Raw genomic sequence first — 13,393 nt, 5'->3', positions numbered from 1 at the left:
CGGCTGGCTAGTGTTCAGCCCATGCAATGATGCAGCTTTGTGCGGGTAGGTTCTCCAATGTGCATCCCTTCAACTGCCTTATGCCCGAGCGTGCTGGCTTAGAGAGCTCTCCTCAGGGATCAAGCACTGCTGAAATGTAGGTACCTCGAAATGATAGCATCCAAGATGCGCGGGACTTAGAGGCGTCATGTGCATGCTTTTATAAGCTTTAAGTTTAGAAATCGCTTGGTTCTTTGCTCACTAGTTGCTTAGCCTCTTTGCCCTATCTGCTTACTGCCGGATTTGCGGCTCATCGCGCTCAAGGGGGTCTCCATGTCACCTGCCCCAGTCGGACTTTCGCTGAAAGTGGCCCTTCGTCTGCTAGCTACCAGTGGCTTGGCTGTTGCCGGTCTTAGTGGGCCAGTCTGGGCACAACAAAAAACGATCACGGTCGCAACACACTATACCGACGAGCAGATGCGGCCCCTGACAGCCTGCTTCCGGCGCTATGAGGCCGAGAACCCCAACATCAGGATTGTTCATCAACAGGCGACCTTCCGGGACTTCCTGCAAACGATCCTGACTTCACGCATCGGCGGCCGTTCGCCCGATATCTACAACGTCTACAGCATATGGGGGGTCCAGCTCGTCTCAAACGGCGTCCTCGCCGAATCGCCGGCCGACATCATCGATTTCGTCCGGCGCGAGTACGAGGCCCGCACTGTCGATGCGGCGACCGTCGACGGTAAGATCTGGGGCGTTCCGGCTGAGGTCAGCACCTATCTGCTCGTTTATAACAAGAACCTCTTAAAAGAAGCAGGTTATTCCGCGCCACCGAAGACGTGGGACGAGCTTGCCGCCATGGCAGCAAAAATCTCGAAGGCTGACGCGCAAGGCAAGCTCACAGTGGCCGGCTATGCGTTTGGCCCCACGCCGGCCAATGCGGTCCACCCTTTCCGCACACTGCTGTTCTCACGGGGACGTTCGCTGTTCACCGAAGACCTGCGCTCCACGAACCTGACCGCGCCCGAAGCCGTTGAGATTGTCACCAAACAGGCTGAGATGTTCCGCCAGAACATCACGAACGCATCCATCCAGGTGCGGGACTTCCCGAGCGGTTCTGTCGGCATGATGATCACAGCCAATTGGTTCAAAGACACGCTCCGCCAGGGGCTGGGAGACAAGTTCGAGAGCACGGTGGGGGTCGCCCCAATCCCAGGTGGAGATGATTGGCGCACCTATCAGTACTCCTTCTACTATGGGGTCGATGCACGCAGCCCTTCCAAGCCGGAAGCATGGCGCCTGGTGCGCTGGCTCAACACACCATCCGAGCCGGGCAAACGCTCATGCGTCGGCGACATGCTGATGACAATGGGAGGGCTGACTGCCAACAAAGCTGACATCATGGCGTCGCAAGCCGAAGTGAACGACCCCTTCACACGACCCTACGTGGAGGCGATCAGCTCGGGCCGGGCAATTTCGGAAAAGAACGTGCCGCAGGCCTCCGAGATTGAGGTCACCATCCGCGGCGCAATCGAGGAGGCGTGGCTCGGACGCCAGGACCCGCAGAGGGCTCTCAGCGCCGCCAATGCACAGATCGAGTCGATCCTGCGGGAGGCGCGGTGAATGCAGTAGGCAGGTGCCGCGGGAGCCTTGTTGACTGTGTCAGCACTCCGCCTCAACCCAGCGAAAATGGTGACCCAGAAGACGGCACCGTACCTGTTTCTGGTGCCTGTACTCCTGTTCGGTCTTGTCTTCTTCGCCTTGCCGCTGGTCGCCTCCCTTTACCTGAGCTTCACCAGCTGGAACTCCCTCGTGGCCCCGCGGTGGATAGGGCTGGCGAACTACGAGCACCTTTTCACACGCGACCCCCTGTTTCTGAAAACTCTCCTTAACACCCTTGTCTTCACGGTCGGCGTGGTCGGCATCGGTGTGCCAGCCTCGCTTCTTCTCGCTGGGGTGTTCTCGCGGAGCCGATATCAGGCGCTGTGGCGCTCGATCTACTCCCTGCCGATGGTCACCAACGTCGTCGCAGTGGGCTTCATCTGGTGGTTTGTCCTGGCGGACCCTTGGGGCGTTCTGAACCGTCTTTTGGCGCTCATCGGAATTGCCGGGCCGGCGTGGCTCAACGATCCGTCAACGGCCATGATCGCGGTTGTGATGGTGTTTGTCTGGATGCACCTTGGCCAGAATATGCTGCTATTCTCCGCCGGGCTCGGAGCCATCGACGAGTCCCTTCACGAGGCGGCGCGGATTGACGGCGCCAGCGAAGCCCGGATCTTCTGGAGCATCACCCTGCCGCTGCTGCGGCCCACCATCCTGTTTGTGCTCATCACCAGCGTCATCACCGCCATCAGCTATTTTGCCTTGATCCTTGTGCTGACGGAGGGCGGGCCCGTGAACAGCACGAACGTCACCGCACTCTACATCTATGGCATGGCGTTCACGGACTTGCGCCTAGGCCGCGCGTCGGCAGCCGCCTATGTGCTGCTTGTTGTCATCTTCCTCGTCTCTCTCCTTCAATTGCGTGTCCTGCGGCGCGGGGGTGTGGAGGCCTACTGATGCGGATGCTTTCGCACAAAGCCAAAACCGCTCAGGCAGACTTGCCCAAGCCCAGGGATGCAACGAATGCAGGGACAACAGCGGCGCATGCTCGAACGGGACGTAAATGGGCCGTCTGGATAGTCAAATACGGCATCCTGAGCCTCGGCGCCGTCATCATGATCCTGCCGTTTGCGGACATGCTGATTGGTGCGCTGCGCACGCCGGTTGAGCGATTAGCCCGGCCCCCCGTTTACTGGCCAGCAATCCCGCAATGGCACAACTTCATCCGGGCCTTCACTGATCTGCCGATGCTCGCCTGGCTAACGAACAGTGTTATCGTGACAGGAGCCATTACGGTGGTCCAGCTTGTCACGAGCGCGCTTGCCGGCTTCGCGCTCGCCAAGTACCGCTTCCGAGGCCAAAACCTGATTTTGCGCATTGTTCTCGTCGCGCAGATCTTTCCGTTCTTCCTTTTCATCATCCCAATGTTCTTTATCCTGCGCTACTGGCCGTTCGCGGGCGGCAACGACTGGCTGGGGCAAGGGGGGACAGGCCTGCTCGACAGCTATCTTGCTCTGATCCTACCCTTTGCGGTGTCCTGGTACGGCGTTTTCCTGATGCGTCAGTTTATGTTGACGGTGCCGGATGAGCTGCTCGATGCCGCACGGATCGATGGTGCCAGCGAGTTTGGCCTGTTCTGGCGCATAGCCCTGCCGCTGGTGCGTCCGGGGATGGTGACGCTCGGGCTTCTTGTCTGGATCTACCACTGGAACGAGGTGATCTGGACCATGACAGTCACGCGAGCGGCCCCCGAGCTTCAGACCGTCACTGTGGGGATTCAACTCCTGCGCAGCGAGTTTTTTGACGAGCGAAACCAATCATTGCAGCAGGCGGCACTCGCTGTATCCGTCATCCCAGTCATCGTGCTGTTTTTGTGCCTTCAGCGCTTCTACGTTCGTGGCCTCAGCATGGGCAGTCTCAAAGGGTAAGCCCATACTGTGATAGTAGATATTCCAAGAGGGACAATGACCGATGATCCAGACCACAATAGCCTCCAGGCTGCTCTCACTTTTCTGGCGGGTCGAAATTACGGCGAGGAAGGAATCCCGATGATCCTGATGCTTGAAAACGGGCCCAGCCTTGTTGCTGGAGTAGACCCGTCCTCGGGCTGTCTCGGACCATTGCTCCGCGAAGGTGTCAACGGTTCTGGTCCTCACAAGAGCGAGCACGGTGCTGGCGACCTCTCGCGCGTAATCGAGTGGATTGCAGACCGCACGTTCGGCTCGGCCGCGCTCGCCCAAGTTCGTGATGAGGCGCGTGATGCTTGAACTCGATGCCGTTGCAGCGGCCTTCGAGGCGGGAGCTGTTATCCGCACCGTTAATTTCCACCTCACGCCGGAACGGCGGAGAGCGGATTACGAACGGCAGTTCGCCCTTTATGCCCAGTACTTCGATCCGGTCACAGCTGAGGACCTCGACCGGGTGATGACAACAGGGCAATGGCATAAATCCAGGCCCGGTTTGATCCTCGCGTTTTACAATGGGTATCGTAACAACTTTGACGTGGCACGTCCGCTTCTTGATCGACACGGATTGGTTGGTTGGTTTTTCGTAATCACAGGCTTTGTCAGCGCAGCTGATCAGTGGAGCTTCGCTGCGGATCACAACATCACCTGCGAGAGTGATGAAACACTAGGGACTCGGATCGCACTCTCATGGGACGAAGTTGCAACTCTGGATGGTGCTCACGTCGTTGCGAGCCATACACGAACCCACAGCGCTGCGTCCGTTACCAGGGAAAAACTCTGGGACGAAGCCAGCGGCTCACAAGACGATTTCATACATAGGCTAGGACATCCTGTCCGCGCTATCGCCTGGAACGGAGGCGCAGCTTATGGCGAGCACCCGGAGGCTGATCAAGCCGTTGATGCGGCAGGCTTCCAGTTCGTCGTATCAAACCTTCGAATTCAGCGCCTGCGGGACTGGTGTGATCGACCATGAGAAGTGGTCAGACCCTGGAGCTTTCCAGGTTATGGGCCAACCATTGAGATTCCGCTCACGAGAACGGTACCCAGAAGGACGATGAAACCGATAAACACTGTCGGGAAGCCATCCTGCCTGTGGTGGGCGATGCCTGTCTTGAGGCCATTCCTCCAGCGGTGAAAGGTCTCCTGACGCCGGGCCCAGGCAAGCTGCGCCGGCGTTAATGGGGTTCCGGAGGCTTCCTCGCACGTGCCCAGCATGGCCATGCCAGGATCGAACACCTTCGTTTTGTCGCCGCTTGCCCCGCTATCGATATCGGCCTTGAGCATTGCGGCGGTTGGGGCATCCGAGTCCGGCGGCTGATTGATGGGATTGATCGTGTGGGTCGGAGGGATGTCAGACTGTGTCATGGATTGATCCTGACAGGGTGGAGCGAGCAGGGCCGCGGGCTCCCACACGCCAGTGATGTCCAACAACCCAGCTGATATGTGACGGTTCCGAACGTCAGTGCCTCAGAGACCTAGAACCTCCGCGACGTGGTGAGCCTCAGGCTCGCGATAGAGCGGGTAAAGGGGGCCGACCATCCGATCCACGGCGGCGGTGTCGAGCAGAGGCTGGCGACCACCCAGCCGGTCCAGAGCCTCAGGAGTCAGGCGAACAGGGCGAAGCGCATCTGCAGGCTCGCCGAACCGGATCAGGGGACTGTCACGTTCGATGAGCTTGCGCGTGTTCCGCTCTCCGATGCGGTAGTAACTCATCGTTTCCACCTCCAGCCCCGGAACGATGACCTTCACAACTGCAACGGAGTGGTTGGGAGGAGAACAGTCGACGTACAGCACGTCAAAGCCTGCCGCCTCCAGATGGTTGCGGGCGACGCGTCCGCGCTCGCGGGTATCAACGCAAGGGGTTGCAGGCAGCTCCCCAAAGCTCTTGACCGCTCTTGTGAAAAAGACGCTCCTTCGGAGTGTATCTTTGAGCTTGGATGAGTTCAGCCGAGCCCATCCAAGCATTTCGGTCAAAGCCCGGTTCTCGGCATTCTCCAAGCTTGGGCCAGCGGTCTGCAGGAAGGCCTCGATATGGCCCTGCGGCGCTACCCGTTCAGCCACGGCACGCGGGCCATGCGAGTAGGCCTTGCGCACACGCGATGAGCAGAATTCCAGCAGGGCTTTGCGAAGCGCACGCTCCCGGTCCGGGTCGCAGGCCTCTCCACAAGCCGACAGCATGATCGGCACGGGCGGCTCGTAACCGTCGCGCTCGAAGCCGACGACATAAAGATTGGCGAGGCCGAACTCATCGGTTGCGTACTTTGCCTGAACCTCTATGCCGAGACCATCAAGATGGTCGAGGAGCGCTCGGGTTCCCGGCTCCAGGTTTTGCGGCAGGTCGAGAAGAATGCCTTGGTCCAGGGCGCGGAAGAGAAGACCGTTGCCATCCCGCTGGAGACATTCCAGCAATCCATGACCAAGAGCCCAGTCAATGTCGGGGCCGGCACCGAGGCCATTGGTGATCAGGGTTGTGAATGGCTGGTAACCCGGTGGCAGCTCGAAGTAGTCTAAAGCACCCACATCCATGGGCACAAGGACCGGCTCGCCCGTCCTCGCTCGGACGGCCTTGATCCAGGCCAGTGGCGTGTCCCGGTCAACGGGGCTGCCTGCGGGCAGACACAAAGTCAGCGGGTCGGTGATGCGGGCCTTGCCGACCCTGAGGACCAGTTCGTTGTAAGACCCTGTCCAGTGGGGCTCGCCGACAAGCCGCAATGTCGGACAGATCATCTCCGCCATTTCGGCAATCGCGCCGATCAGTGCCTCTCCGTCCGTGGTGCCGTACCCGTACCCCGAGGGCATGGCGCCGGGAAAATCCGCAGCATTGTCGAGGAACAGCGCAACTTCCCAGACGGCGACGCCCGTCCGGTCAAGGGAAGTAAGGGGGAAGGCGGTATACCGCCCCTTAGGCAGCGCCTCAGCATAACGCCGGGCCGGATCAGGAAGATCATCGGGAAGACCAAGGATGGGCATGAGGGCTCATGTGATTTGGTGGCACGTGTCCTCTGAGTAAGCTCTTGCCCACCCGAACAGAGGAGTTAGTGCGCCGGTCTCCGCCGTAAAGGTACACTTGGTTTCAAAGCCGCTTCTGTGGGCCTTGCCTCGATCCAGTGGCTTTCGCTTCATGCGCCTAGATTACATTTGCCTTTAGAATGCGTAACGAACCCCGCAGTAGGGGAGCTTGTCTGCCAACAGGTCCTGAAAGCGCGTAAGCCACTTCTGCTTCCAGCCCACCTTGTAACGCAGGTTCAGCATGCCGCCCTCAGAGCGCTTCACCTGCTGCAGGTCAGGACGCCACAGGTACTCTTCCGCTTTTGGGTGCCAGCGCAGGTTCACCTCGTGCAACTGCTCATTATGCGTGAGGAAGATGATCTCCGCCCGCAGCTGCTCCTTCGCCTTGGGTGACAGCACGTGATCGATCTGCTCGAACAGCGGCTGGTAATCCTGCTCCCAACCTTCGTAGACAATGATGGGCGAGAAGTTCAGGTGGACCTCGTATCCAGCCCGCACGAAGTCGTTCACCGCTGCAATCCGCTCGGAGATGGACGAGGTGGGCACATCGACGACCTTGGCGATCTTCGCCGGCATGAGTGAGAAGCGGATGCGGGTCTTGCCCTGAGGATCGTACGACAGCAGGTCGCGGTTCACATACTTGGTCGCGAACGAGCCTTTGGCATTGGGCAGGCGCCGGAACAGGCCGACCAGATCTCGGACATTGTCACAAATCGATGCGTCAACCGAGAGATCGCCATTCTCGCCAATGTCATAGACCCAGTGCTGCGGATCGATCTGGTCGGGCGCGGGAAGGATGCCTTGCCGCCCCGCATGCCGCGCGATGGCCGCACAGGCCTCCTCGATGTTGACGAAGATCGAGATCGGATTGGCATAACCCTTGCGGCGCGGAACATAGCAGTATGCGCAGGCCATGGCGCAGCCGTTCGAAGTCGAGGGGGCGATGAAGTGGGCGCTGCGGCCGTTCGGACGCATCGTGAGACCCTTCTTCACGCCCAGCACGAGACTGCTGCGCTTGATCCTAAGCCAATCCTCGGCATTGCCCTCGTTGCCGTGCAGGGACGGGATCTTCCAGTGCGACTCAACGTAGGTGCGTTCGGCCTGCGGGTACTTGGCCAGGATCTCCTGGCCGCGCGCATAGGTCTCTGCCGCCGGTTCAAGATAGATCCGCTCAATGTCGATCAGTTGCTTCGGGAGTGCCATGTGGGTTCCAGCAACCCGCATCTTCGATGCGCAGTGCGCCACAAGAAGCGGATTCGTTTCGGTAGGTTCAGAACCTTATATGGTCATTCGCACCTGGAAATTCAGCTTTCTGCGAGCCTGCATCGCACGAAAAGAGACGAAGAATGAGCCCTATGATCGAAGGTTCGTCCTCATGGAGAATTACGCGCCGGCATCGGGCTCAGTTTGAAGCAACGCGGCCTCCTCCTGCTCCAGGAGGAGCGCTTCGGATGCACTCAGACCAAAGCGCGCCGCCACATCAGGAGCATAGCGTAGCAGATCAGGCCGTAACCGGATGAGTGCCAGATCCTTCACCTTGGCCTCAAGCATCACGTCAAACTCGAGCCCATCCACCGTGCGCATGAAAGTGATGAACTCGAACGGATTGCAGAAATCCGCATGGCCGGTCCACACGGGGGCGACGTTCACCATCGTGCTCTTGCGGGTTTTCCGGTCCGTGCGCTTGACCTGGCGGAGTTCGGTGCGGGGTGAGGAGAAGTAGATCTTGGGGCGCTCGTCCTGGGGCCATGTTCTGAGGAAAGCCTCCACCGTCGGCCTTAGCTCAAGCCCTTCCGGGTTCTGGCACCAGAAATGCTGATGGTCGAAGACCAGCCTCACCCCCGTGTGCTCGTGGATCCAGAGCACGTCGGCCGCACTGAAACGGATGTCGTCATGCTCCAGAACAAGCCGCCGGCGCACCGGTTCGGGCAGGATCTTCCAGGTCTCCACCCAGCGCGCGGCACTGGCCTGCCGGTCGCCATAGGTCCCGCCCACATGGATCACCAGCACCGCTTCCGGGCCGAGCTCCATGAGGTCCAGCATCTCGGCCTGGGACGACAGATCCCAAATCCCTTTCTCCACCAGCTTCGGGTCTGGGCTGTTGAGCACCACGAACTGCGAGGGATGGAAGGACAGGCGGATGTCGAGGCGCTTGGCTTTGGCCCCGAAAGCCCGCAGCTCGGCGGCGCTTTCCTATACCATGCTGTGGAACTGCGGCATGTCCGGGTGCGTGGCATAGGGAGCGATGTCCGACGACATCCGGTACATCCGGATATGATGCTGGTCCAGGTAGTCGAGAATCGCGTCGAGGTATTCAAGCGAGACCTTCAGATGCGGATTGCTGCCCGAGCGCCGGGCATCGTTGCTCTTGAGGTCCGGCTGGCCCATGATCTTGACGGGGAAGCCGAGGCGGGCAGGCCGGGCACTCATGGCTGCACCATCACGTCGGGTCCGAAGCCGAGCTTCTCGACGAACAGGTTCCAGGACTCGGGGCGCAGCGCACCGCCTGTCGCCTGCCTGTGACCGCTGCCGTAGTTCTGGTCGGCCCCTGGCGGGGCGTTGTCCCTGAGAAAAGCGATGAGATCCAGATCAAGGGCTGTGCGGGCGGCAAAGTGGATCCAGCCCGGCCGGTAGCCGGTGTTGACGGCAAGAACGATGCTGTTCCTGAGCCGACCACGCCAGGCTTGTGCCACCAGCGGGTGGATCTGGCACGGCGAGTGGAACCGGATCAGCGCCACGCTGCCTTTGACCTTCGGGGGCACGCGCTTGGCGGCCTCAAGCTCCTGCTTGACCTCCTCACGGGCGGCTTGGAGGAGGGCGGTCTCCGGGTGCTCGCCAGAGAGGATCTCCTTAGGGCCACCAGCTTTCATGAGAAGGTCAAGGGCGGGCTTTGCGTCCCCGCTGGCACTGCGTCGCGGCGCATTGAGCAGCGCGGTCGCTTCCCGCAGCACCGTGATCCCGTAGCGCTTGCGCGCGCCCTCCATTTCCTCGAAGCCCGCCTTCTCGGCCATGTCGCCGATGATGCCAAGCGCAGCGATCCAGAGCAGATCGTCAACCTCGGCCAATACGGCGGCGCACCAGTAGGCCAGCAGGCTGGATGTCGGCACCGGGTCCATGTGGAAGCCCGAGATCACGTTTGCCGATCCTGGGATGCCAGTGGGGACATGGTGGTCGATCACCATGGTTTCGGCTCCCGGCAGGATATCGCCCTCGCGCACTCCCAGATCGGTGATGATCAAGCCGCCGACTGGAGCGTTAGACAGTTCGGTGCGCATTGCCTCCGACCATGGGTTCTCGCCCCGTCCCACGATTCGGGTCTGAAGCGGAAGACCAGCCTGCCCGAGCGACCGTGCTAGCAGGGCCACGGCCGAGAGGCCGTCCGCATCGTTGTGCCCAAGGATCAGCACGGGAGCATCAACCCTGAACCTGTCTACGACCGTGCGGAAGGTTTGCTGAACAACTGGGATCGGGTTTTCAAAGGTCACGGCATCTCACCTGCGAAGGGATACACACTCCAACGACCAGTATGAGCCGGGGTTCGCCTCGGAGATCGCCGGCCATCAGCCTGATCGGCGGGGTTATGTTACGGCGCTTATCAATCCAGACGCCCTTAATTAGGCCCGGAACATCCCGCTCAGGCGTCGATTAGTTATGCGGCGGGCTGAGGCGAGACCTCCCGATTATTCCTAAGCTTCTATGGACTTCTGTTTTAAGGATGAGGTTGTCCATGACCAGACTGGAGATCGTTGGCGGCATCGGTGCTGGGAAGACAACACTTGCCCGTGTTCTGGCTGAGGCTTGGGACACGCAGGTAGTGCACGAGGATGTTCTCAACGTACCCTTCTTCAGTCAGTTCTACGCGGCTCCTCAGGTTTACGGTTTTGAGAAGAACATCAGCTTTCTTCTCTCGCACGCCGATCTCATCCGGAATGCCACAGGCAAGAGCAAGGATTTGATCGTCTGTGACTTCGCCCTATTCCAAGACCTGTCATACACCGACATCGGCTGCTCGCCAGCTGATGCAGATGCTGCGGAAGCCGTCTTTCATCGCCTCGTCGACCGTGTTGGTCATCCCGCTCTTGTGGTTCACCTGCAATGCACCCCTGATACCCAGCTACGGCGGATAGCGCTCCGCGGCAGGAGCCAGGAAGCAGGCATTGAACGCGCTTATCTCGTTGATCTCTGCGCAGCCATCGACCGGCGGCTGGAACAGCTGCGATCAGAGGCTCTGGGCCTGACTATGATCGAGGTTGATACGGATGAGGTCGACTTCGCCACAAATCCTGCGGCAGCCCATGCACTGGCAGGGGAGTTCATCGCTTCCCTGGGACCTGCGGCCCAGATGCTTCCTGGCCCTGTAGCCGCAGCGGGAAGGCAGGCCTGAGCATCTCGCGCCTATTGCGGCGTCACCGGCGCGCTCTGCTCGCCGCGGCAAGCCCAAGGGCCAAGCCGCAGAGGATCGCCGCTGTTGCGACTGGGTGCATTTGAGCTTTCAGATAGGGGCTGTTCCTGAGAACAACCGGGTACCCAAGACTGCTGCGCTCGGCTCCATCCTCGCGGGGGCTGTAAAGATTGTCCCGACGCACAGGAATCCCCGGGTTTCTAGTCTCCTGGGCCCAGTACCCGACAGCCTCCATCAGCCGGTCGGTCAAGCGCGGGAACAACCTGCCCATCAGAGGAGCCATCTTGCCGCCAAAGCCCACCGTCAGCTCGCGCCGAGGGGTCTGACAAGCAAAGAGGATTGCTTCCGCAACAAGAGCGGGAGAGTAGACAGGGGGCGGAACCTGAATGCCGGTGTTGAGATAATTGCGTGCATGCTCAGGAAAAGGCGTGTCGATGGAGCTTGGCTTGATGTGGGTGACGGAGACAGGCGCGCCTTCCCGTTCAAGCTCCATTCGAAGTCCGGTCGTGAAGGCTCGGACCGCGTGCTTGGCCGCGCAGTAGGGCCCCTGAAGAACGACGGTGCGCTCGCCCAACACGCTGCCGATGTTGATGATGGCTCCACCTCGTCCGCGGAGATGCTTGGCCGCTTCGAGGGAGCCGTATACCACGCCCCAGTAGTTGACCTCAAAGACCCGGCGATGATCCTTAAGCGTGACTTTGTCCAGCTCGCCGGCTGTTCCTACGGAAGCATTGTTCACCCAGCTATCAAAGCCGCCGAAGCGCTCGACCGCAGTTCGGGCGATTCGCTCATGGTCCTCGCTGCGGCTGACGTCAGCGGCAACATAGTCGACGCGGGCACCGTCCGCCTGCAGCCCCTCTGCAATCCGGCGTAGAGCCTCCTCGTTGCGGGCGACAAGCAGCACACCGGCTCCCGCTTTTGCGGCCATCCGCACCGTGACCAGGCCGATGCCGCTGGATGCGCCAGTGATCACGATCACCTGCTGGTGGAGGGGCTTCAAATCGGGATAGCTCATCGCCTGCCTGCCAGGATCACATGGAAGATGATCCCCAACGCGCGGCGAACACTTCAGTTCAGCATGTGACACATCGGTTTTACTTTCCCTCTTTGCTTACAATCGGCTGCTCCAAGATCCACATAAGATGTCAGCAGGGCGGGCGGCTGCAAGTCGCCTTTAGCCTGTCTTGCGAAGGCCGCATCCATCCCAAAGCACCCGAGTCCGCTGACCAGCGGACTTCCATCAGAGGCATGTTGTCGTGTTAACCGATCTCGTGAGGGCTGCCGCACAAAGTCCTGAACCACGAGCCGACCAGTCGTCACCCAAGCTCTGGCGTCCCAGGCGCGTGCTCGTTACCCCGGCCGCGCTGGAATGGGAACACGGGCGGGCCATTCTGGAGCGGGCCGCCGCTCTTGGATCTGAGATTGTGGAGCTCAAGAGCAATCGCCTGACCGGCCTTTCCGGCAAGAATAGCCGGCAGACTTATGTCAACGCCAAGACAACCCTTGCTGTTGTGGTTGCGCCTCCCAGCAAGCGCCGCCTGCAGCCGATCCCACCCAGCGCGGACTGGCGTGTGGATCTTGCGGAGGGTTGCCCGGCTCACTGCCATTACTGCTACCTGGCAGGCTCCCTTGCTGGTCCGCCGGTCACGCGGGTCTATGCCAACCTTCCTGAAATCCTCGACAGCCTGGCAGACTATGTAGGCAGAGGAGCGGTGACATCCCGCTCAATCGACAGGGCGCACGAGGGCACGACCTTCGAGGCGTCCTGCTACACAGATCCTCTTGGCATTGAGCACCTGACGGGCTCCCTGGCGGAGACGATTGCGCACTTTGGCTCCTGGCAGGCTCCTGTGCAGCTGCGCTTTACGACCAAATACGATGCGGTCCAGCCCCTGCTCAATCTCTCGCATCAACGACACACCCGGATCCGCTTCTCGGTCAACGCGCAACCGGTGGCGCGTTTCGAGGGGGGCACGGCACCTGTTGCAGCCCGCCTTCGTGCCCTGCGGCAGGTGGCTCTCGCAGGGTATCCGGTGGGTTTGACGATTGCTCCCATCATGCCGGTGGAAGGCTGGCGAGAGGCTTATAGCGCCCTTCTGCAGGAGGCGGCTCAGCAGGTCGCCGGCATTCCCAACCTGGATCTGACGGTGGAGCTGATCACGCATCGCTTCACGCCGGGTTCGAAGAGCGTGCTGACCGGGTGGTATCCCGGCTCAAATCTTGACATGGATGAAGCAACGCGGGCGCGTAAGACGACCAAGTTCAATACGGTCAAGTATGTGTACACGCCCAGTGTCATGAAGGAGATGCGCGTCTTCTTCGAAGAAGCAGTCAGCAAGCACCTTCCCGCAGCTCGAATCCTTTACTGGACCTGACCCGAGGTCGACCGAGGCGGCTGGAACCTGGCGGAAGGCTGTCTGTTACCGTTGAC

General features: G+C 60.4%; 12 protein-coding genes and 1 pseudogene. 7 read left to right on the top strand and 6 right to left on the bottom strand.

The features are described from left to right. Positions 1 to 312 precede the first annotated feature (312 nt). Genes DRB19_RS20340 through DRB19_RS20320 form a run of 5 tightly spaced genes read left to right on the top strand, consistent with a single transcriptional unit; the run spans position 313 to position 4,524 of the window. Positions 313 to 1,605, top strand: a complete 1,293-nt coding sequence (locus tag DRB19_RS20340; protein WP_114187858.1) for an extracellular solute-binding protein — start codon at positions 313 to 315, stop codon at positions 1,603 to 1,605. 36 nt (positions 1,606 to 1,641) lie between these two features. Then, positions 1,642 to 2,541: a carbohydrate ABC transporter permease gene (locus DRB19_RS20335; protein ID WP_210207505.1), complete on the top strand. Its 900-nt coding sequence runs from the start codon at positions 1,642 to 1,644 to the stop codon at positions 2,539 to 2,541. Beyond that, on the top strand, positions 2,541 to 3,512 hold the full coding sequence (locus DRB19_RS20330; protein ID WP_210207504.1) for a carbohydrate ABC transporter permease: 972 nt from the start codon (positions 2,541 to 2,543) through the stop codon (positions 3,510 to 3,512). The genes DRB19_RS20335 and DRB19_RS20330 overlap by 1 nt, the downstream gene beginning before the upstream one ends. Positions 3,513 to 3,548: 36 nt before the next feature. Then, positions 3,549 to 3,851 (top strand): hypothetical protein, encoded by a 303-nt coding sequence (locus DRB19_RS20325; protein WP_114187856.1) that lies wholly within the window; start codon positions 3,549 to 3,551, stop codon positions 3,849 to 3,851. Beyond that, positions 3,844 to 4,524, top strand: a complete 681-nt coding sequence (locus tag DRB19_RS20320) for a polysaccharide deacetylase family protein (RefSeq protein ID WP_162815778.1) — start codon at positions 3,844 to 3,846, stop codon at positions 4,522 to 4,524. The genes DRB19_RS20325 and DRB19_RS20320 overlap by 8 nt, the downstream gene beginning before the upstream one ends. A 29-nt stretch (positions 4,525 to 4,553) precedes the next feature. Here DRB19_RS20320 and DRB19_RS20315 read toward each other — a convergent pair whose 3' ends face one another. The 5 genes and pseudogenes from DRB19_RS20315 to DRB19_RS20295 all read right to left on the bottom strand — a co-directional run bounded on the left by DRB19_RS20315 (position 4,554) and on the right by DRB19_RS20295 (position 10,045). Continuing rightward, entirely contained in the window at positions 4,554 to 4,916 is a 363-nt protein-coding gene (locus DRB19_RS20315) for a hypothetical protein (protein ID WP_114187854.1), read from the bottom strand. A gap of 102 nt (positions 4,917 to 5,018) precedes the next feature. Next, positions 5,019 to 6,521 (bottom strand): YcaO-like family protein, encoded by a 1,503-nt coding sequence (locus tag DRB19_RS20310; RefSeq protein WP_114187853.1) that lies wholly within the window; start codon positions 6,519 to 6,521, stop codon positions 5,019 to 5,021. A gap of 174 nt (positions 6,522 to 6,695) precedes the next feature. Then, complete coding sequence (locus DRB19_RS20305) at positions 6,696 to 7,763, bottom strand: spore photoproduct lyase family protein (RefSeq protein WP_114187852.1); 1,068 nt, start codon at positions 7,761 to 7,763, stop codon at positions 6,696 to 6,698. 180 nt (positions 7,764 to 7,943) lie between these two features. Further along, positions 7,944 to 8,948: pseudogene (gene uvsE / locus DRB19_RS20300) on the bottom strand (UV DNA damage repair endonuclease UvsE). Positions 8,949 to 8,986: 38 nt separating this feature from the next. After that, positions 8,987 to 10,045, bottom strand: a complete 1,059-nt coding sequence (locus DRB19_RS20295) for a single-stranded-DNA-specific exonuclease RecJ (RefSeq protein ID WP_245439693.1) — start codon at positions 10,043 to 10,045, stop codon at positions 8,987 to 8,989. Positions 10,046 to 10,287: 242 nt separating this feature from the next. Here DRB19_RS20295 and DRB19_RS20290 point away from each other — a divergent pair, with 242 nt between their 5' ends. Further along, on the top strand, positions 10,288 to 10,944 hold the full coding sequence (locus DRB19_RS20290) for a deoxynucleoside kinase (RefSeq protein ID WP_162815777.1): 657 nt from the start codon (positions 10,288 to 10,290) through the stop codon (positions 10,942 to 10,944). Between the two features lie 22 nt (positions 10,945 to 10,966). Here the strand turns inward: DRB19_RS20290 and DRB19_RS20285 are convergent, their stop codons facing one another. Then, positions 10,967 to 11,977 carry an SDR family oxidoreductase gene (locus tag DRB19_RS20285; RefSeq protein WP_114187850.1) on the bottom strand — a complete coding sequence of 337 codons (1,011 nt, stop codon included), beginning with the start codon at positions 11,975 to 11,977 and terminating at the stop codon, positions 10,967 to 10,969. A 256-nt stretch (positions 11,978 to 12,233) separates the two neighbouring features. Here DRB19_RS20285 and DRB19_RS20280 point away from each other — a divergent pair, with 256 nt between their 5' ends. Further along, positions 12,234 to 13,337: a spore photoproduct lyase family protein gene (locus DRB19_RS20280; protein ID WP_114187882.1), complete on the top strand. Its 1,104-nt coding sequence runs from the start codon at positions 12,234 to 12,236 to the stop codon at positions 13,335 to 13,337. Positions 13,338 to 13,393 lie beyond the last annotated feature (56 nt).

The organism is Microvirga aerophila (assembly GCF_003332305.1).
Lineage (GTDB): Bacteria > Pseudomonadota > Alphaproteobacteria > Rhizobiales > Beijerinckiaceae > Microvirga > Microvirga aerophila.
This window is presented reverse-complemented; position numbering and strand designations above follow the sequence as displayed.

What these genes read in the sequence shown, in the direction of transcription:
- DRB19_RS20340 (WP_114187858.1), top strand. Translation starts at nt 313, where the DNA reads ATGTCACCTGCCCCAGTCGGACTTTCGCTGAAAGTGGCCCTTCGTCTG.
- DRB19_RS20330 (WP_210207504.1), top strand. Translation starts at nt 2,541, where the DNA reads ATGCGGATGCTTTCGCACAAAGCCAAAACCGCTCAGGCAGACTTGCCC.
- DRB19_RS20325 (WP_114187856.1), top strand. Translation starts at nt 3,549, where the DNA reads ATGACCGATGATCCAGACCACAATAGCCTCCAGGCTGCTCTCACTTTT.
- DRB19_RS20320 (WP_162815778.1), top strand. Translation starts at nt 3,844, where the DNA reads ATGCTTGAACTCGATGCCGTTGCAGCGGCCTTCGAGGCGGGAGCTGTT.
- DRB19_RS20315 (WP_114187854.1), bottom strand. Translation starts at nt 4,916, where the DNA reads ATGACACAGTCTGACATCCCTCCGACCCACACGATCAATCCCATCAAT.
- DRB19_RS20310 (WP_114187853.1), bottom strand. Translation starts at nt 6,521, where the DNA reads ATGCCCATCCTTGGTCTTCCCGATGATCTTCCTGATCCGGCCCGGCGT.
- DRB19_RS20305 (WP_114187852.1), bottom strand. Translation starts at nt 7,763, where the DNA reads ATGGCACTCCCGAAGCAACTGATCGACATTGAGCGGATCTATCTTGAA.
- DRB19_RS20290 (WP_162815777.1), top strand. Translation starts at nt 10,288, where the DNA reads ATGACCAGACTGGAGATCGTTGGCGGCATCGGTGCTGGGAAGACAACA.
- DRB19_RS20285 (WP_114187850.1), bottom strand. Translation starts at nt 11,977, where the DNA reads ATGAGCTATCCCGATTTGAAGCCCCTCCACCAGCAGGTGATCGTGATC.